Consider the following 17095-nt stretch of genomic DNA (forward strand, 5'->3'; position numbering starts at 1 on the left):
TCGACAACCGAGCGCTTGAAACTCTCGCTGTATTTGGACATGCAAAACCCCCGAAGGTTGTGTCCAACTTTCGGGGGTCAGTTCAAAACGGGGCTTTTTTCATTGGAGCGGGAGGACGCATGGCCGGGCAGATCATTATCTTGAACGGCGCGCCGCGATCGGGAAAATCAAGCATCGCGAGGGCTATTCAGGAGAGCTTCGACGGCGTCTGGCTCCATCTCGGCGTCGACGTCTACGAGCAGGCCACGCCGGCACGCTATCGGCCTGGGATAGGATTGCGGCCTGGCGGCGAGCGTCCGGACCTTGAGGCCCTCGTGCCCGGATTATACGCCGCGCTCTACGAATCGATAGCCGCTCATAGCCGGTTGGAGCTGAATGTCGTTGCGGATGTCGGCCATCACGATGCCTATTCGAAACCGCTCCACATCCTGGCCGATTGCGCTCGCCGTCTCGCCGGTCTGCCGGTGCTGCTTGTCGGTGTTCGCTGTCCGATCGAAATCATCATGGAGAGGCGTGCGGCCAGCGCGGCAGACAAGGGATATGTAACCGGCTCGCCCGACGATCCCGTGCCATTGCCCGTGCGTCTGTGGCAGGAAGAGGTTCACCGGCCAGGCATATACGATCTGGAGGTCGACACCTCGCTCCTCAGCCCTGGGCAATGCGCGGATACGATCGGAGAGCAGCTTCGGCAAGCACCGTATCCAACAGCGTTTCAGAAACTATTCAACCCATCCAGCGCGGCCCTTGAGCCGTTTTGACCGGCATGGCCGCCGCAGGCGGGTTCGTCCAGATCGGCGAATTTACAGCCCGCATACGGCCGGCGATTGCATGGTGGAGCTCTCGATTTCAGCGGCCATGCGGTCCGACGCGAAACGTGTCACCAAATATCCGCACGCCTTCCAGATCGCGATCATCAGGAATGCACCCGCATAGCCATCCACGGCATAGTGCCAGCCAAGCACGACGGAACCGACCATAATGACGCCGGCGAATAACCACATCACAAGACCGGCCAGCCGAGACCGCCGTGTTGCATAGAGGGCGACCAGAACCGCCATCGCAACGTGCAGGGATGGGAAGGCGGATATACCGACGCTGCCGGTAGTTGCGCCGGTATAGCCACTCCACAGCATATCCTGCGTGCTGAGCGCCCAGATCGGATAGACGCGATCGGCAACGGCAAGTGCTTGCATGAGGGGGTGAAAGTCGTTGCCGAACCCCAATCGCTCGTAAAAGCAAGGGCCAGCCGACGACAGGCCCATCGCGAGGAAGAAGCCACCCAGCGTCCACATCGTCATGAAGCTCATCAGGAACTGGTGACGCAGCTTCGTATCCTTGCGTGTGATGCACACGGTGAAAACCGTGGTGATGAGCACGACGAACCAGAAATTGTACGCGATGTTGATGATCTTCAACGCAAGCGGCGACTGGACGACAAACCACAACCATTCGTGCGGGGCTCGACCGAAATGCAGGATGCGATCGGCGTGAGCCAATGCTTTGTCCCATGCAAACGGAGAGAGGATTGCAATGGCTCCCTTCAACACACCGATCGCGGATATGAAGGCAAGACCCGCACCCAGGCCATTCAGGCTGTTGGCAATGCGTTCGGCATCGCCAAAGAATCTACCCAGTGACTTGAGGAAGGTGTGCAGCGGTTCGGTATCCCGCTGGACCAGCGCAAGGTGGAAAAGCGTCCCAAGTGCAAGGGCTGAGCCGCAAATCCAGAAGGCGATGAAAAGATACTTGGCGTATTCCTCCAGAACGCCGAAATCCGGCATGTTTCCAGTGTGCCACCCGACTGCGCTTGCCAGAACCAGCGCAGCGGCAGCCATAGCGTGCAGCAGCCGGTGTCGCCAAAAGGCATCCGCCAAGATACCAAGAAAAGCACGTCCGAAAATTGCCCCCGTCAGCGGGGCCGATGCCGCAACCGAATCTTCCATGGTTTTGAAGCCCCACAGCTCGCCACGCCGTTACTGCTTTACCGTGAGACGGTTCAATATTTCCTAATCAGACGATTAGAGTTGCAAACGGTTGAGTCCCGGCCCGGCACGGCCGGGCACTAGAATCGTCTTCTCGGCTGAACGGCGCTACCCGGTCCGCCACATCGGCTTACCTCTCGCTCTCAATTTTTGAGTGCAGTCCGGATCTTTTCGGCATTTTCGGTCAGCACCTCCGGCTTCTCCATTCCTCCCGTGTGCGACTTCAGCGGGATGCCGTCGAAGCGCGGAATGACATGTACATGCAGATGATAGACGGTTTGCCCCGATGCCGGCTCATTGAACTGCATGATGGTGACGCCGTCGGCGCCAAAGGCCTTTTTCACCGCCAGCGCCACTTTCTGAACGACGCTCAAGAGATGGCCGAAAATCGACGGGTCGGCGTCGAGCAGGTTGCGCGATGGCGCCTTCGGCACCACGAGCGTATGGCCTGGCCCCTGCGGCATCACATCCATGAAGGCTATGAACGCATCGTCCTCGTAGACGCGGTGCGAGGGAATTTCGCCGCGCAGGATCTTGGCGAAGATGTTGTCGGTATCGTAGGCGGCCTCTGTCATGGTGAACGCTCCGGATTGCCTTTCGTGTAGCGAAACGGTGGAAAATCGGCAAGACGATCGGACAAAGTCGGCCCTGCTCGTCAAGGCAGCCCTGTTGCTACTCCTCCAGATCCTTGCGGAACGGGGTGTGCTCTTCCAGATATTCGCTCATCCGCTCCACCTCCTGTCGTTCGCGCCGGAGGTAGTCGGCGACGGCATTGCGCAGGCCTGGGTGTGCAATGTAGTGCGCGGAATGCATGGTCACCGGCCGGTAGCCGCGCGCCAGCTTGTGCTCGCCCTGCGCGCCCGCCTCCACCACCTTCAGCTTGCGCTCGATGGCGAAGTCGATCGCCTGGTGATAGCAGACCTCGAAATGCAGGAAGGGATGGTCCTCGATACAGCCCCAGTTGCGGCCATAGAGTGCGTCGGAGCCGATGAAATTGATGGCCCCGGCAATGTATCGCCCGTTGCGCCTCGCCATCACCAGCAGGATGTCGTCGGCCATGCGTTCGCCGATCAGCGAAAAGAATTGACGGTTGAGATAGGGCCGACCCCATTTGCGGCTGCCGGTGTCCATGTAGAAGGCGAAGAAATCGTCCCAGGCCTTCTCCGTGAGGTCCTTGCCGGTCAGCCGGTCGATCGAAATGCCTGGGGCAAGCGCTTCACGCCTTTCCTTCTTCATCGCCTTTCGCTTGCGCGAGGCAAGGGTGGCGAGGAAGTCGTCATAGGTCGAAAAGCCTTCGTTGAAGAAATGGAATTGCTGGTCGGTGCGGTGCAGGAAGCCTGCCGCTTCCAGCACCTCCACATCGCTCTCTTGCGCGAAGGTGACATGCGCGGAAGAGACGCCGAGTTTTTGCGTCACCGCCTTCAGGCCCGCCACGAGACCGGCCTTTACTTTGGCGCTGTCCTCGCCTTTGCTGACCAGCAGGCGAGGGCCGGTGACCGGGGAGAACGGCACGGCACTTTGCAGTTTGGGGTAGTAACGGCCGCCGGCGCGCTCGAAGGCATCCGACCAGCCATGATCGAACACATATTCGCCCTGGCTGTGCGATTTGAGATAACAGGGCACCGCGCCCAGCAATCTGCCTTGCCCGTCCTCCAGCCTGAGGTGATGGCCCTGCCAGCCGGTACGCCGCACGGCGCATCCAGAATCTTCGAGCGCACTTAGAAAAGCGAAGGAAACCAAAGGATTGTAACTGGTTTCTGAATCTCCGCGCGCAGTTCCGGCAAAGCCGTTCCATTCATCACAGGTGAAGGCGCCGATGCCGGCGGCGACGCGGATCGAATAGTCCGCATTGGCCGTTTGTCCGTCACCCTCGTCGCCCTGATCCATGAGGCTTATTTAAGCTCCGTCCGGCCTGGTACAAGTCACGTTTCAGACACTCAGGCGACTTTGACCAGATCGGGTTCGAACCCTTCGAACGTCATCTGGTCGGCATATCTGAAGGTCAGGTCGACCGCCGGCTGGTCATGCACCGTCCAGGTGATAACAGGCATTTTCAGCCTTTCACGCACGAAGCTGACAAATGGGTTCGGCAGGTCGCCGGCGGCGTAGGAGGTGAAGGCGATCTCATGCGCCAGCATGGCGAAATGCGCCTCGATCAACCCGACGTCCTTGCCGTAGGCGGTGAGCCCCCCTGGGATACCCGGCGCGTCCTTCGGAAAATCGCGGACCAGCCAGTGGTCGAACGACATGATCGCCGCTTTGCCCTTGTAGCGCTTGAGCATCTTGCCGACGCTTGCCACCAGGCCTTCGTCATAGCCGGGCGTGCCTTTCAACTCGACCACCAATGGCACGCGGCCGTTCACCAGGTCGAGCGCTTCCTGCAGCGTCGGCACATGGTCCGCCGTGCCACCGACCCTGAGCGCCGCGAGTTCAGCTGCGGTACGCTGCCAGACGAAACCATCCTGGCCGGTCAGGCGCTTGAGATCGCCGTCATGGATGATGACGGGAACACGGTCGGACGACAGGTGCACGTCGCATTCGATGGCATAGCCGCGCTCGGCGGCCGCGGCGAAGGCCGACAGCGTGTTTTCCCAGCGCGTCTTGTTCATGTCGTGGAAGCCGCGATGGGCGACGGGCCGGGCGGTCAGCCAGGATAGGTCGGTCATATCTATCCCCTGGCTCATTCGATTTCGAAGACGGCTTCGATTTCCACTGCGGCATTAAGCGGCAAGCAGGCGGTGCCGACGGCGGAGCGCGCATGCTTGCCACGTTCGCCAAGGGCCGCCACCAGGAAATCGGAGGCGCCGTTGGCAACCAGATGCTGCTCGACGAACTCAGGTGCCGAGGCGACGAAAACGGTGATCTTCACCAGACGGCTAATCTTCTCGAGGTCGCCGAGTGCTGCCTTGGCCTGTGCCAGGATGTTGATCGCGCAGTATTTTGCCGCGTCCTTGCCGCCTGCCGTATCCAGATCGCGACCTAACAGCCCGCTCGCCTGCAGCTTGCCGTCCTTGAGCGGCAATTGCCCGGCGGTGAACAGCAGATTACCGGTCCGGCAATAGGGCACATAGTTGGCGGCGGGCGCGGCGGCGACGGGAAGCGTCACACCCAGATCGCTTAGCCGCTTTTCGATTGTTTCACTCATGGTATTTCCCTATTGCTTGGTGACGCCGCGCCGGCCGGGCCGAAATTGCTATTTTTGCCTCGCTTCCGCCACGACTTTTTTTAAGCTGGACCATCTTTCCCTGCGGCCTGCCATCAGTCGCGACGATCGGAGTACCTCATGCGCGCAACGCGCCTCGCATTCCATGCCGTCCTGTTGTCGGGGGTCTTCTCGATAGGCCCTGCCTTCGCAGCGCCTGCGTTGCAAGCGCACCGCGCCGTTTACGATCTTACCCTGAAAAAAGCGTCCGATCAGTCCGGCATCACGGGCATATCCGGCCGCATGGTTTATGAGTTCAATGGCTCGGCCTGCGAAGGCTATACGGTGAAATTCCGCTTCGTCACCCAGATCGTCACCGCCGACAACACCAGGTTGACCGACCAGCAGACGACCACTTTCGAGGACGCCGAAGGCAAGACTTTTTCGTTCGTGACAAAATCCTTCGTCGACCAGAATCTCGACAAGGAGGTCAGGGGCATCGCCACGAAAGAGACCAAGGGCCTGAAGGTCGACATCGACAAGCCTGAAAAGAACAGCGTCGAGCTGGCGACAACCCAATTCCCGACCCAGCATCTGGTCGAACTGATCGGCAAGGCCGAAAAGGGCGAGAATTTTTACGAAACGAACCTGTTCGACGGTTCCGAAGACGCCAACAAGGTGATGACCACCACCGTGGTGGTCGGCAAGAAAACCGATGCCGACAAGGCCGACCCGGAAGCTTCGGCACTGGCAAAGCTCGCCACCGACAAATACTGGCCGGTCGACATCGCCTATTTCGACGACACCAACAAGACGGGCGAAGAGGTGCCGGAATACCGTATCAGCTTCAAGCTGCATGAGAACGGCATCACCCGCGATCTCGTCATGGACTATGGCGACTTCTCGATGACCGGCAAGCTGGTCAATCTGTCGCTGTTCGACCAGACGAAAGCCTGCCCGACGAAATAGGGCTTCATCCGGCCGGTTGATTAACCACGACACGGGGTGGTCGTCGCGGACGACTTGAACGTGCCGCAATCGTCTCTCAACCTCTCCCAGCGTCCAGGCGCGAGGGGGATCAGCTTGAGCAGGATCGATACATTCGTGGCGCCGCGGCCCAACCCGGCACTGATCAGGGCCATGACATCCGTCAACCGGATCGTCATGCTGCGCGGAATTCCCGGATTTCGCGATATCTTGCCTTTCAATCGCCTGGCCGGTCTGCGCGGCGTCTCAAATGTCCGCCATATCGACTTTCCCCATGCCGATCTTGAGCGGCTGAAGGCCAGTTGCGGGGCAGGGAAGGCGACCTTCATCACGCCCAATCATCCCGAATTCTTCACCGACTGGATGATCGACAAGGAGATCGTGTCGCAAGTCAGCCCGCTCGCGGCCTCATGGGCAACCAATGGTGTCGTCAACGGCCTTGGCCGGCTGATGCAGAAATTCTGGCTGGCCAACAATCTGATCGCCCAGATCCCCGGCAACAGCGGGGCAGCGAAGGAACACTCCGTCGCCTGGGCCTTGAAGGGCCATGGCGTGCTGCTGCATCCCGAAGGCGGCGTCGGCTGGCACGCCAATGTCGTTGCGCCGTTGCTGCCGGGTGCCGTCGAGATGGGGCTTGAGGCCCTCAAGCGTGGCCGGGCGACGGATCCGGATTTCAAGGTCTGGATCGCGCCAGTCGTCTGGAAGCTTGCCTTCACCAGGAATGTCGAAGCGGCGCTGGCGAAGGAATGCGCCTATGTCGAGAAAAGCCTGAACATAGAACGCCACGCGACCGACACGCTGCCGCAGCGCATCCACCATATCTATTCGACGCTGCTGACCCGCGACGAAGCCGTGTGGGGCATGCAATCCGACGAAGGCGCGACATATGCCAAGCGCCAACAGGGGTTGGTCACCGAGCTCGGCCGCCGGCTTGGCGAAAGCATCTCACACGACGCTGCCATCACCGACACCACCGAGCTTCTGCGGCGGGCGCGTCGTTGGCAGCGTGAAAACACCGGCGATGTGGAAGGGCAAAAGCAGGTCCGCGCGCTCGCCGACACGATTCAGAGGCTGCAACGCGTCGGGCCCTGGGCCGCGGCCAACCCGCGCATCAGCCTGGAAGAGATCGCCGAACATGTGAAGCGGGTCCGCAACGACTATTGCCGGGGCGGACTGCGTGACACGATGAACCGGTTCATTCCGCAGCCGGCGGGGCCGCGTTGCGCCCATATCCGGGTGCCCGATCCACTTGGCTTGCATGAATATCCGGGCTCGATCGACGATGCGGTTGCCGAGCTGCACCGTCGCATGCAGGACACAATCACCAGCACCGTGGCTGAAGTCGAGGCCGGCGGCGGCTTCATTTTCTATCCGAATCCCTTCTATCATCGCTAGACGAGTGCCTGTCGGCGCAAGATGAAGGAATACGGCAAGCTTCATGGCGGTCTATGTCGACGCAGCGATCTGGAACTGGGCCGGCCATCGCTGGTGCCATCTGTTGGCCGACGACACCGACGAGTTGCATCGCTTTGCCGCCCGGCTCGGCGTCAAGCGCTCATCCTACCAGGGGCCGCCCAAGACATCGGCCCCGCATTATGACATAACCGGCTTCGAGCGCGACCGAGCGGTGCGGCTCGGCGCTATCGAATGCAGCCGCGAGGAGATCGTCGCGGTCTTCCGGCGGGTGCGGGTGCCGAACGGGAAGATAAAGCGCTGACGCAGGGCGCGGATCGTCGCACGCAGCACCACGGATCCCGCGGCGCTTGCGTTTATCGCGCATACCCTCTATATGCGCGCTCATTCCACACACGGACTTTGGTGTCTGCCCGGGAGAAATCCGGCTGAAACCTCCGGTGGCGTTCGAGGACAAAGTCCAAAAATGCCTGTGTCCGTGGAGGCTAACCGGAAAGGAACTTTGAATGGCACTGCCTGATTTCAGCATGCGCCAGCTTTTGGAAGCTGGCATTCACTTCGGCCACCAGACCCACCGCTGGAACCCGAAGATGGCGCCCTACATCTATGGCGCCCGCAACAACATCCACATCATCGACCTGTCGCAGACGGTGCCTTTGCTGCACCAGGCGCTGAAGCAGGTTTCCGACACCGTCGCCAAGGGTGGCCGCGTGCTGTTCGTCGGCACCAAGCGCCAGGCCTCCGACATCGTCGCCGATGCGGCACAGCGTTCGGCTCAGTATTATGTCAACTCGCGTTGGCTCGGCGGCATGCTGACCAACTGGAAGACGATCTCGAACTCGATCCAGCGCCTGCGCAAGCTCGACGAGATGCTGGCCGGCGAAGCGCAAGGGTTGACCAAGAAGGAACGCCTCAACCTCGACCGCGAGCGCGAGAAGCTCGACAAGGCGCTGGGCGGCATCAAGGACATGGGCTCGACGCCCGACCTGATGTTCGTGATCGACACCAACAAGGAAGCGATCGCCATCCTTGAGGCCAAGCGCCTCGGCATCCCGGTCGTCGCCATCATCGATTCGAACTGCGATCCGGACAAGATCGACTTCCCGATCCCCGGCAATGACGACGCGGCCCGCGCCATCCAGCTCTATTGCGACCTGATCGCCAAGGCTGCGATCGACGGCATCGCCCGCCAGCAGGGCGCGCTCGGCGTCGACATCGGCGCTTCGGTCGAAGCTCCGGTCGAACCCGCGCTCGACCCGGCTCCGGCCCCGGCGTCGGAAGCTCCCGAAGCTTGATAATCGAAGGCCGGTTGCGGCCTTCATCTTTCTCATATTCTGGCACGCTAAACAGACGCACCATCGAATACCGATGGTGCGTCGGTGCATTTAAAACAAAGAGGCGACAATGAGCATTTCGGCTGCACAGGTCAAAGAACTCCGCGACTTGACCGGCGCGGGCATGATGGATTGCAAGGCCGCGTTGACCGAGACCAACGGCAACATGGAAGAGGCCGTCGACTGGCTGCGCAAGAAGGGTATCTCCAAGGCCGACAAGAAGGCTGGCCGCACCGCGGCTGAAGGTCTGATCGGCGTCGACAATGGCGTGCGCGAAGCTGCCGTCGTGGAAGTCAATTCCGAGACCGACTTCGTGGCCCGCAACGCCGCGTTTCAGGAAATCGTGGCCAACGTTGCCAAGGTTGCGCTGGCCTATGGCACGACGGAGGCTGTGGCCGCCGCAAAGTATCCAGGTTCCGACAAGTCGGTTGCCGACACCATCAAGGACGCTGTCGGCACCATCGGCGAAAACATGGGCTTCCGCCGCTCGGCCAAGCTCACCGTTCCGCACGGCGCTGTCGCTACCTACGTTCACAACGCGGTTGCCGACGGCCTTGGCAAGCTCGGCGTGCTGGTCGCGATCGAGACCACGGGCAATGAGCATGCCGCCAACGCCTTTGGCCGCCAGGTGGCCATGCATGTTGCCGCCACCAACCCTCTGGCACTGACCGCAGAGCAGATCGATCCGGCCGCGGTCGAACGCGAGAAGGCGATCTTCTCCGACCAGGCGCGCCAGTCCGGCAAGCCGGAAGCGATCATCGAGAAGATGGTCGAGGGCCGTCTGCGCAAGTTCTACGAGGAAGTCGTGCTCCTGAAGCAGGCCTTCGTGCTCAATCCCGACATCACTGTCGAGAAGGCGCTGAAGGATGCCGAGAAGGAGATCGGTGCGCCGGCCAAGATCACCGCCTACCTGCGCTTTGCGCTGGGCGAGGGCATCGAGAAGGAAGAGACCGATTTCGCCGCGGAAGTCGCTGCAGCGGTCAAGAAATAGCCCTTTCCAGGGCTCACGAACTCAGGCATCTCGGCCGGGTGTCCGCAAGGAGGCCCGGCCGATTTCTTGTGCGGTGTCGATAAAGGCCCTGAGCTTCGGCGCCATCGCCGCCCGGCGAGGGAAATAGAGGAATAGCCCCGGTTCCTCGATCGCCGTCTGCGGCAGCACCTGGACGAGGCGGCCCGCGGCAAGATCGGCGCGCGCCAGCGGCTCGAACACATAGGCAAGCCCGACGCCTGCAAGCGCAAGATCGATTGCTGCGAGCGAATCCGTCACGACAACGCTGCCCCGCGTCTCCATGGCGATGTCCTTGCCATCCTCGATCAAATCCCAGCGATAGAGCGCACCGGAGCGGACGAGCCGGTAGCCGATACAATTGTGGTTCGCCAGGTCGGCAACGCCGCCGGGACGGCCGTGCCTTCCGATATAGGCGGGCGAGGCGACGATTACGACGGAGAATGGCGGCGTCAGCCGGACCGCAACCATGTCCTGAGCGATCATCTCGCCAAGCCGGACGCCGGCATCGAAGCCTTCGCCGACGATATCAACCAGACCCTGGTCAGCGAAGACCTCGACCGTAACCTCCGGATAGCGCTCGGCCATCGCCGCGACCACCGGCGTCACCGCCAATGGTATCGCTATGTTGGAGGCGTTGATCCTGAGCAGGCCAGACGGCCTGCCTTTGACGCTGCGGATGCGGTCCATCCGCTCGGCAATATCCTGGAGGGCCGGAGCCGCCGTTTCCACCAGCGCCTTGCCGGCCTCGGTGAGCGAAACGCTGCGCGTCGTGCGGGCGAACAAGGGCTGGCCGATCCGCTCTTCGACAATGCGCACCGCATGGCTGACCGCCGAAGGGCTCATGCCGAGTTCGGCGGCGGCAAGCGCGAAGCCGCCACGCCGGGCAACGGCGACCACGACCGGAAGATGGCTGAGCAGATCGCGATCCATTCATGAATGATATCGCATGGTCTTTGCGAACAATGCAATCTTATCGATGCCAAGGCTGCGGTCCACATTGTCGCCAAAACATCGGCGATCGGCCGATGGCATCGAGGAGACGAGACATGAATGCGTTAAGACAGGTAACATTCGCGGCAGGCATGGCGTTGGCGCCGATGGATGCCGGTGGGGCGGAGCCATCAGACTGGCGGGCCCTTGCAGACGAACGCGCGGTCATTCGCATTGCCGATGCCATCGACCGGGCCGTCGACGCCCAGGACTGGAAACTTGCACGCGGCTATTTTGCGGATCGGATCACCGCCGACTTCAGCAGTCTCTCCGGACAGCCAGCGGCCAACATCGCTTCCGACGATCTGGTTGGCGCTTGGGCGGCCAACCTCAAGGGCAGCAAGACAAGCCTGCATCTGCGCACCAATCACCAGGTCGCTCTCAAGGCGGACACGGCGACTGTCCTGTCGAACGGCTATGCTTGGAACCGGATGGAAGGCAATGGCGACCCGCTTTGGGAGGTCTGGGGCACCTATGAGCATCACCTGACGCGTTTTGCGGATGGCTGGAAGGTCGATGGCTTCGCGTTCCACATGACACACGAGCGCGGCAATCCCTGGGTCAAGAACACTCCGGGCCAGTGACGCGCGGGGGTATCTATCACCAAGCATTGGAAGACGATCATGACCATGACCTACTACACTCTTGGCAACAGCGGCCTTAGGGTCAGCCGACTGGCACTGGGCACGATGACTTTCGGCAAGGAATGGGGCTGGGGAGCCGACAGGGATACGGCGCGGGCGATTTTCGACGCCTATGTCGAGGCGGGCGGCAATGTCTTCGACACGGCGGATCTCTACACAGATGGCACGGCCGAAGCCTGGCTTGGTGAATTCATCGCCGAGCGCGGGCTGCGCGACACGGCGGTGATAGCCAGCAAGTTCACCATGAACATGCAGCCCGGCAATCCGAATGCTGGCGGCAACGGCCGCAAGAACATCATGCGGGCCGTCGATGCTTCGCTGAAACGGTTGGGGACCGACTATATCGATCTCTATCTCATGCATGTCTGGGACAGGCTGACCCCGGCTGAAGAGGTCATGCGCACGCTGGACGACCTGGTTCGGATGGGCAAGATTCGCCATGTGGGACTTTCCGATGTGCCCGCCTGGTACGCGGGTCGCGCACAGGCGATCGCCGAATTGCGAGGATATGAGCCGGTTTCGGCGCTACAGCTCGAATATTCGCTGGCCGAACGCGCGATCGAGAACGAGTTCGTGCCATTCGGCACGCGCCATGGCGCCGGCATCATGGTGTGGAGCCCGCTGGCCAGCGGTTTGCTGAGCGGCAAGTATCGACCGGCCCAGACCGGAAACGGCCGCCTCGACGGATTTCGCAACTCGACGCATCCGGGTTTCCAAAAGTTCACGCAACGCAACTGGGCTATCGTGGCCGAACTCGAGAAGGTCGCATCCGAGATCGGCCGCAGCATGCCTCAGGTCGCTCTCAACTGGGTGGCGACGCAGCCGGGGATCGCAACCGTCATCCTCGGTGCGACGACGCTCAGCCAAATGCATGACAATCTTGGCGCGCTGGATTTCGAGATTCCGAAAGCGCATCGCGACCGGCTGGAGAGAGCCAGCGGAACTCCAGCGCCGTTTCCCTATTCCTATTTCGGTTCACAGATACAGGCGCGCGTTACCGGCGGCGCGACAACCGGCGACAAGCCCTCCAACTACGCGTCACCGGTGCTTATCGAAGGAGAGTCGGCCAGCGTGTCCACCAATTGATCGATGGGACGGGAAACCGGCAATTTGCCGTTTGGGCGCCGCGTGACATCGGGGCGCCCTTCGTGTATCGGAACGCCATTGTTTCGGATGGCGCGCCTGCGCCAGAGAGCCACCCGGAACGCGCCACATGCAAATGAAGAGGCCCAGATGACGGTGAAGCCCCTCTACCGACGTGTCTTGCTGAAAGCGTCGGGCGAAGCACTGATGGGCGAGCAGCATTTCGGCATCGACGTGTCAGTGGTGGATCGCATCGCCGGCGACATCGCCGAGGCGCGCGCATTGGGCATCGAGGTTGGCGTCGTCATCGGCGGCGGCAACATCTTTCGCGGCGTGGCCGTTGCCTCCAAGGGCGGCGATCGTGTCACCGGCGACCACATGGGCATGCTTGCCACGGTGATCAACTCGTTGGCGCTGCGCACGTCATTGAACAAGATCGGCGTCGACGCCGTGGTGCTTTCGGCGATCGCCATGCCCGAACTTTGCGAGAGCTTTTCGCAGCGCCAGGCGACCGCCTACATGAACCAGGGCAAGGTGGTGATCTTTGCCGGCGGCACCGGCAATCCGTTCTTCACCACTGATTCGGCCGCCGCCCTCCGTGCGGCTGAAATCGGCGCCGACGCTCTGTTCAAGGGCACTCAGGTCGACGGCGTCTACTCGGCGGACCCGAAAAAGGACCCCAGTGCGACGCGCTTCGAGCGCATCAGCCATGGCGAAGTCATAAATCGCGGCCTTTCCATCATGGATACTGCTGCGATTGCACTTGCGCGCGAAAACAACATTCCGATAATCGTCTATTCGATCCACGAAAAAGGTGGTTTCGGCGATATTCTGAGGGGCGGCGGCCGCTGCACGGTCGTCGCGGACGATTGATCGGCGGCCTGACCCGAAAAGGGAAGCCGGTTTTCGAAAGTTCGATTCGAAGACGGCCCCGAAGCAGTGAGCCCGCATTAGACGGGTCGAGGAGATAAAGATGAGTGGTGAGTACGACGATCTCAAGCGGCGCATGGATGGGGCTATTGCCGCGTTCAAGCATGATCTGGCCTCGCTGCGGACCGGTCGCGCCTCCAGCAATCTGCTCGATGCGATCCAGGTGCAGGCCTACGGCACCACCATGCCGATCAATCAGGTCGCCAACGTCTCGGTGCCGGAGCCGCGCATGATCTCGGTATCGGTATGGGACAAGTCGATGGTTGGCGCGGTCGACCGCGCGATCCGCGAATCCAATTTGGGGTTCAACCCGATCGTGGACGGCACCAATCTCAGGATTCCACTTCCCGAACTTAACGAACAGCGCCGCAAGGAACTGGTCAAGATCTCGCACACCTACGCCGAGAACGCCCGTGTCGCCGCGCGCCATGTGCGCCGCGACGGCATGGACTTCCTGAAGAAGGCGGAGAAGGACGGCGACATCAGCGAAGACGATCAGCGCAAGCGCTCGGACCAGGTCCAGAAACTTACCGACGAGACGATCAGCACCATCGACCACCTGCTTTCCGATAAGGAAGCTGAAATCATGCAGGTTTAGGGTCATGGCCGCCGGCTGACCCGAAAGCGAGAACATGGCAACGCCCGCGCATGTCGCGATCATCATGGACGGAAACGGACGCTGGGCCAAGGCGCGCGGCATGCCCCGTCTTGCGGGCCACCGTGCCGGTGTCGAGGCGCTGCGCAAGACGGTGCGCGCGGCACCTGGGCTCGGCATTTCCTACCTGACCGTCTATGCTTTCTCGTCGGAGAATTGGTCGCGGCCGAAGTCCGAGGTCAGCGACCTGATGGGCCTCTTGAAAATGTTCATCCGCCGTGACCTTGCCGAACTGCACCAGAGCGGTGTGCGGGTTAGAATCATCGGCGACCGGGCAGGGCTGCAGTCTGATATCAGGGGACTGCTCGATGAGGCCGAAACGCTGACGGCCGCAAACGAATCGCTGACGCTGGTGATCGCCTTCAACTATGGCGGACGAGACGAAATCGTTCGCACGGCACAAAAGCTTGCGGCGGCCGTGGCGCGTGGCGAACTCGACGCCGAGGCGATATCAGCCGAAAGTTTTGCCGGCGCGCTTGATACGCAAGGCATTCCCGACCCGGAACTCGTCATCCGCACCAGCGGCGAGCTTCGGTTGTCAAACTTCCTTCTGTGGCAAGCCGCCTATAGCGAACTCGTCTTCCTGCCTTGCTATTGGCCCGACTTCAGCCGCGAGCACCTTGCGGAAGCTTTGCGTGAGTTTGCTGGCCGCGAACGCCGTTTCGGCGGACTTGGAGGCCAGGACGTCGCTTCGCGACCGGCCGCGGGATGAGCAATCTTCAACTCCGTATCGTTTCGGCGATCGTGCTCGCCATCATCACTCTCGGCTTGACCTGGATCGGCGGTTTGCCGTTCCGGCTGCTGTGTGCCGTGATCGTAGCGGCGATCTTCTATGAATGGACCCGCATGTCGCGGCCAACCGGGGCAACGGGTCTGGGTTTCCTGCCGGAAGCACTGCTGGTTGTCTTCATTGGCGCCTTGATTGGCGGCCTGGCCTCCTCCTGGCTGCTACCGCTTGTGGCGGCCATTGTTGCCGCAACGGCGATAGCCGCCTCGGTTCGCAAGACCGGACAATGGGATGCGAGCGGCCTTGCCTATGCCGCGGTTTCAGGCCTGTCGCTCGCCTTGCTGCGGGATGGCGATCGTTCAGGCCTCATTGCCATCCTGTTCCTGTTCGCGGTCGTCTGGGCCACCGATATCCTTGCCTATTTCGTGGGGCGCGCCGTTGGGGGGCCGAAACTGGCGCCGGCGATCTCGCCCGGCAAGACGCGCAGCGGCGCACTCGGCGGCGCTGTCGGCGGCGTCGTCGCCGGGCTGGTCCTCGCCGCAGCTGCCGGTGTCGGCAATCTGGTATTGCTCGGCTTGGTCGCGCTCGTGCTGTCGATTGTCTCGCAGGCAGGCGACCTGTTCGAATCCTGGATCAAGCGCCGCCATGGCCGCAAGGATTCGGGGGCGCTCATCCCGGGCCATGGCGGCGTCATGGATCGTGTCGACGGGCTTGTCGCAGCGGCATTCGCCCTATACGTCATCGGCTGGATTTCGGCGAACGCCGATCATCCGGCGCAGGGTCTGTTTCCCGTTTGAGCGATGTCATTTCAGGGTCCTATGCGCGGTGCGCCTTGGATTCGCCCGGATTGGTGTCACAGTCACGGCGCAGTCTGCGCCGTGGAAGAATTTGAGGGTTTGTCTTGAACGAGATTCTTCACGCGCTTTTCAGCACAGAAGGCTTTGTCCTGGGCACGCTGGTGCCATTCCTCTTCGTGCTGACAGTGGTCGTGTTCGTCCATGAAATGGGCCATTACCTTGTCGGGCGCTGGTGCGGCATCGGTGTCAGGGCCTTCTCGATCGGCTTCGGCCCGGAACTTTTCGGCTTCAACGACAGCCACGGCACGCGCTGGAAACTGTGTGCGATACCGCTTGGCGGCTATGTCAAATTCGTCGGCGACATGAACGCCACATCGAGCCAGCCCACGTCGGAAGAAATTGAAACGCTGACCGAGGAAGAGCGCAAGGTCGCCTTCCACACGCAGCCGATCTGGAAGCGCGCGGCAACGGTGGTGGCCGGACCGTTGTTCAATTTCCTGCTGACGATCGTCGTCTTTTCCGTGCTGTTCACCGCCTATGGCCGCTATGTCGCCGAGCCCATGGTGGCCGAGGTGACCGCCGACAGCCCGGCGGCGAAGGCCGGCATTCTTCCCGGCGACCGATTCGTCAGCGTCGACGGCAACAAGGTCGAAACCTTTGGCGACGTTCAACGCCTGGTCTCGGGCCGTGCCGACGACGCAATCACCTTCGTCATGCTGCGCGACGGCCAGGAGGTCACTGTGACCGCGGCGCCGCGGCTGATGGAACAGGAAGACGCGCTCGGCAACAAGGTCAAGGTCGCCGTGATCGGTGTCGTCAATAACAAGGAACTCGGCCAGCCGAGGCTCATCACCTACACGCCGGTCGGAGCGGTCGCGGCGGCGGTCGAGGAAACCGGTCACGTCATCCAGCGCACCGGCCAGTTCCTGCAGCGCTTTGTTGTCGGGCGCGAAGACAAATGTCAGCTGGGCGGTCCGGTGAAGATAGCCGACATGGCGGGCAGGGCTGCGAAGCTGGGATTCGAATGGCTCGTGCAGCTGGTTGCACTGCTATCCGTTGGCATCGGAATTCTGAACCTTTTGCCGATTCCCCCCCTCGACGGCGGTCACCTCTTGTTCTACGGGGTGGAGGCTGTCATTCGCCGTCCGGTGTCGGAACGGATGATGGAAATGGCCTATCGGGCCGGGTTGCTTCTGGTGCTGTGCTTCATGGGGTTCGTTTTTTGGAACGATCTGTTTGGGTGCTGAAATCATGAAGAAATTTGGCTTCTGCATGGACGATGTTGAGACGCCGTTTACCATGCAAGGGGATATGAGTGACGCGAAAGCCACGCCGCAGGGTTAAGTAAATACAAATTAACCAGAAGCCTTGCGTGTAGGGAAAATCCGGTTAATACGGTAGG

The 17095-nt window shown here is 61.4% G+C and carries 19 protein-coding genes; 13 read left to right on the forward strand and 6 right to left on the reverse strand.

The window, feature by feature from the left end:
• Positions 1-119 precede the first annotated feature (119 nt).
• The gene (locus tag NKJ04_RS16230; protein WP_352676588.1) at positions 120-758 is read left to right on the forward strand and encodes a chloramphenicol phosphotransferase CPT family protein; all 639 of its coding nucleotides are present in this window, start codon (positions 120-122) and stop codon (positions 756-758) included.
• 42 nt (positions 759-800) lie between these two features.
• Here NKJ04_RS16230 and NKJ04_RS16235 read toward each other — a convergent pair whose 3' ends face one another.
• The 5 genes from NKJ04_RS16235 to NKJ04_RS16255 form a co-directional block, all read right to left on the reverse strand.
• A complete protein-coding gene (locus tag NKJ04_RS16235) occupies positions 801-1943 on the reverse strand; it encodes a phosphatase PAP2 family protein (RefSeq protein ID WP_352676308.1) in 1143 nt (380 codons plus the stop codon).
• A gap of 182 nt (positions 1944-2125) precedes the next feature.
• On the reverse strand, positions 2126-2557 hold the full coding sequence (locus NKJ04_RS16240) for an HIT family protein (protein WP_352676309.1): 432 nt from the start codon (positions 2555-2557) through the stop codon (positions 2126-2128).
• Positions 2558-2654: 97 nt separating this feature from the next.
• Complete coding sequence (locus NKJ04_RS16245) at positions 2655-3869, reverse strand: GNAT family N-acetyltransferase (protein ID WP_352676311.1); 1215 nt, start codon at positions 3867-3869, stop codon at positions 2655-2657.
• 50 nt (positions 3870-3919) lie between these two features.
• The gene (locus NKJ04_RS16250) at positions 3920-4648 is read right to left on the reverse strand and encodes a glycerophosphodiester phosphodiesterase (RefSeq protein ID WP_023812942.1); all 729 of its coding nucleotides are present in this window, start codon (positions 4646-4648) and stop codon (positions 3920-3922) included.
• A gap of 14 nt (positions 4649-4662) precedes the next feature.
• On the reverse strand, positions 4663-5127 hold the full coding sequence (locus tag NKJ04_RS16255) for a RidA family protein (RefSeq protein ID WP_023812941.1): 465 nt from the start codon (positions 5125-5127) through the stop codon (positions 4663-4665).
• Between the two features lie 138 nt (positions 5128-5265).
• Here NKJ04_RS16255 and NKJ04_RS16260 point away from each other — a divergent pair, with 138 nt between their 5' ends.
• From NKJ04_RS16260 to tsf, 5 genes are all read left to right on the forward strand, one after another.
• On the forward strand, positions 5266-6093 hold the full coding sequence (locus NKJ04_RS16260) for a cell envelope integrity EipB family protein (protein ID WP_352676314.1): 828 nt from the start codon (positions 5266-5268) through the stop codon (positions 6091-6093).
• Positions 6094-6207: 114 nt separating this feature from the next.
• Positions 6208-7506 carry a lysophospholipid acyltransferase family protein gene (locus NKJ04_RS16265; protein ID WP_352676317.1) on the forward strand — a complete coding sequence of 433 codons (1299 nt, stop codon included), beginning with the start codon at positions 6208-6210 and terminating at the stop codon, positions 7504-7506.
• 43 nt (positions 7507-7549) lie between these two features.
• A complete protein-coding gene (locus tag NKJ04_RS16270) occupies positions 7550-7828 on the forward strand; it encodes a DUF4031 domain-containing protein (RefSeq protein ID WP_027036667.1) in 279 nt (92 codons plus the stop codon).
• Between the two features lie 202 nt (positions 7829-8030).
• Positions 8031-8819, forward strand: a complete 789-nt coding sequence (gene rpsB, locus NKJ04_RS16275; RefSeq protein ID WP_023812937.1) for a 30S ribosomal protein S2 — start codon at positions 8031-8033, stop codon at positions 8817-8819.
• A 109-nt stretch (positions 8820-8928) separates the two neighbouring features.
• The gene (tsf, locus tag NKJ04_RS16280) at positions 8929-9849 is read left to right on the forward strand and encodes a translation elongation factor Ts (protein ID WP_023812936.1); all 921 of its coding nucleotides are present in this window, start codon (positions 8929-8931) and stop codon (positions 9847-9849) included.
• Positions 9850-9870: 21 nt separating this feature from the next.
• Here tsf and NKJ04_RS16285 read toward each other — a convergent pair whose 3' ends face one another.
• A complete protein-coding gene (locus NKJ04_RS16285) occupies positions 9871-10797 on the reverse strand; it encodes a LysR family transcriptional regulator (protein ID WP_352676321.1) in 927 nt (308 codons plus the stop codon).
• A 116-nt stretch (positions 10798-10913) separates the two neighbouring features.
• On the opposite strand from NKJ04_RS16285, the gene NKJ04_RS16290 reads away from it, so the two are divergent.
• The 7 genes from NKJ04_RS16290 (at position 10914) to rseP (ending at position 16940) form a co-directional block, all read left to right on the forward strand.
• Entirely contained in the window at positions 10914-11441 is a 528-nt protein-coding gene (locus tag NKJ04_RS16290) for a nuclear transport factor 2 family protein (protein ID WP_352676323.1), read from the forward strand.
• Between the two features lie 39 nt (positions 11442-11480).
• Positions 11481-12587 carry an aldo/keto reductase gene (locus tag NKJ04_RS16295; protein WP_352676326.1) on the forward strand — a complete coding sequence of 369 codons (1107 nt, stop codon included), beginning with the start codon at positions 11481-11483 and terminating at the stop codon, positions 12585-12587.
• A gap of 147 nt (positions 12588-12734) precedes the next feature.
• On the forward strand, positions 12735-13457 hold the full coding sequence (pyrH, locus tag NKJ04_RS16300; protein WP_027161554.1) for a UMP kinase: 723 nt from the start codon (positions 12735-12737) through the stop codon (positions 13455-13457).
• A 100-nt stretch (positions 13458-13557) separates the two neighbouring features.
• Positions 13558-14112: a ribosome recycling factor gene (gene frr, locus NKJ04_RS16305; protein ID WP_013531759.1), complete on the forward strand. Its 555-nt coding sequence runs from the start codon at positions 13558-13560 to the stop codon at positions 14110-14112.
• A gap of 34 nt (positions 14113-14146) precedes the next feature.
• Entirely contained in the window at positions 14147-14881 is a 735-nt protein-coding gene (locus tag NKJ04_RS16310) for an isoprenyl transferase (RefSeq protein WP_023812930.1), read from the forward strand.
• Complete coding sequence (locus NKJ04_RS16315) at positions 14878-15693, forward strand: phosphatidate cytidylyltransferase (protein WP_023812929.1); 816 nt, start codon at positions 14878-14880, stop codon at positions 15691-15693. Before NKJ04_RS16310 ends, NKJ04_RS16315 begins: the two co-directional genes overlap by 4 nt.
• A 104-nt stretch (positions 15694-15797) precedes the next feature.
• Positions 15798-16940 (forward strand): RIP metalloprotease RseP, encoded by a 1143-nt coding sequence (gene rseP / locus NKJ04_RS16320; protein WP_023812928.1) that lies wholly within the window; start codon positions 15798-15800, stop codon positions 16938-16940.
• Positions 16941-17095 lie beyond the last annotated feature (155 nt).

This window comes from Mesorhizobium sp. M0618, from assembly GCF_040320765.1.
Lineage (GTDB): Bacteria > Pseudomonadota > Alphaproteobacteria > Rhizobiales > Rhizobiaceae > Mesorhizobium.

Bases quoted from the DNA above. Each gene is read 5' to 3' on its own strand.
- NKJ04_RS16230 (WP_352676588.1), top strand. From the start codon at position 120: ATGGCCGGGCAGATCATTATCTTGAACGGCGCGCCGCGATCGGGAAAA.
- NKJ04_RS16235 (WP_352676308.1), bottom strand. From the start codon at position 1,943: ATGGAAGATTCGGTTGCGGCATCGGCCCCGCTGACGGGGGCAATTTTC.
- NKJ04_RS16240 (WP_352676309.1), bottom strand. From the start codon at position 2,557: ATGACAGAGGCCGCCTACGATACCGACAACATCTTCGCCAAGATCCTG.
- NKJ04_RS16245 (WP_352676311.1), bottom strand. From the start codon at position 3,869: ATGGATCAGGGCGACGAGGGTGACGGACAAACGGCCAATGCGGACTAT.
- NKJ04_RS16250 (WP_023812942.1), bottom strand. From the start codon at position 4,648: ATGACCGACCTATCCTGGCTGACCGCCCGGCCCGTCGCCCATCGCGGC.
- NKJ04_RS16255 (WP_023812941.1), bottom strand. From the start codon at position 5,127: ATGAGTGAAACAATCGAAAAGCGGCTAAGCGATCTGGGTGTGACGCTT.
- NKJ04_RS16260 (WP_352676314.1), top strand. From the start codon at position 5,266: ATGCGCGCAACGCGCCTCGCATTCCATGCCGTCCTGTTGTCGGGGGTC.
- NKJ04_RS16270 (WP_027036667.1), top strand. From the start codon at position 7,550: ATGGCGGTCTATGTCGACGCAGCGATCTGGAACTGGGCCGGCCATCGC.
- rpsB (WP_023812937.1), top strand. From the start codon at position 8,031: ATGGCACTGCCTGATTTCAGCATGCGCCAGCTTTTGGAAGCTGGCATT.
- tsf (WP_023812936.1), top strand. From the start codon at position 8,929: ATGAGCATTTCGGCTGCACAGGTCAAAGAACTCCGCGACTTGACCGGC.
- NKJ04_RS16285 (WP_352676321.1), bottom strand. From the start codon at position 10,797: ATGGATCGCGATCTGCTCAGCCATCTTCCGGTCGTGGTCGCCGTTGCC.
- NKJ04_RS16290 (WP_352676323.1), top strand. From the start codon at position 10,914: ATGAATGCGTTAAGACAGGTAACATTCGCGGCAGGCATGGCGTTGGCG.
- NKJ04_RS16295 (WP_352676326.1), top strand. From the start codon at position 11,481: ATGACCATGACCTACTACACTCTTGGCAACAGCGGCCTTAGGGTCAGC.
- pyrH (WP_027161554.1), top strand. From the start codon at position 12,735: ATGACGGTGAAGCCCCTCTACCGACGTGTCTTGCTGAAAGCGTCGGGC.
- frr (WP_013531759.1), top strand. From the start codon at position 13,558: ATGAGTGGTGAGTACGACGATCTCAAGCGGCGCATGGATGGGGCTATT.
- NKJ04_RS16310 (WP_023812930.1), top strand. From the start codon at position 14,147: ATGGCAACGCCCGCGCATGTCGCGATCATCATGGACGGAAACGGACGC.
- NKJ04_RS16315 (WP_023812929.1), top strand. From the start codon at position 14,878: ATGAGCAATCTTCAACTCCGTATCGTTTCGGCGATCGTGCTCGCCATC.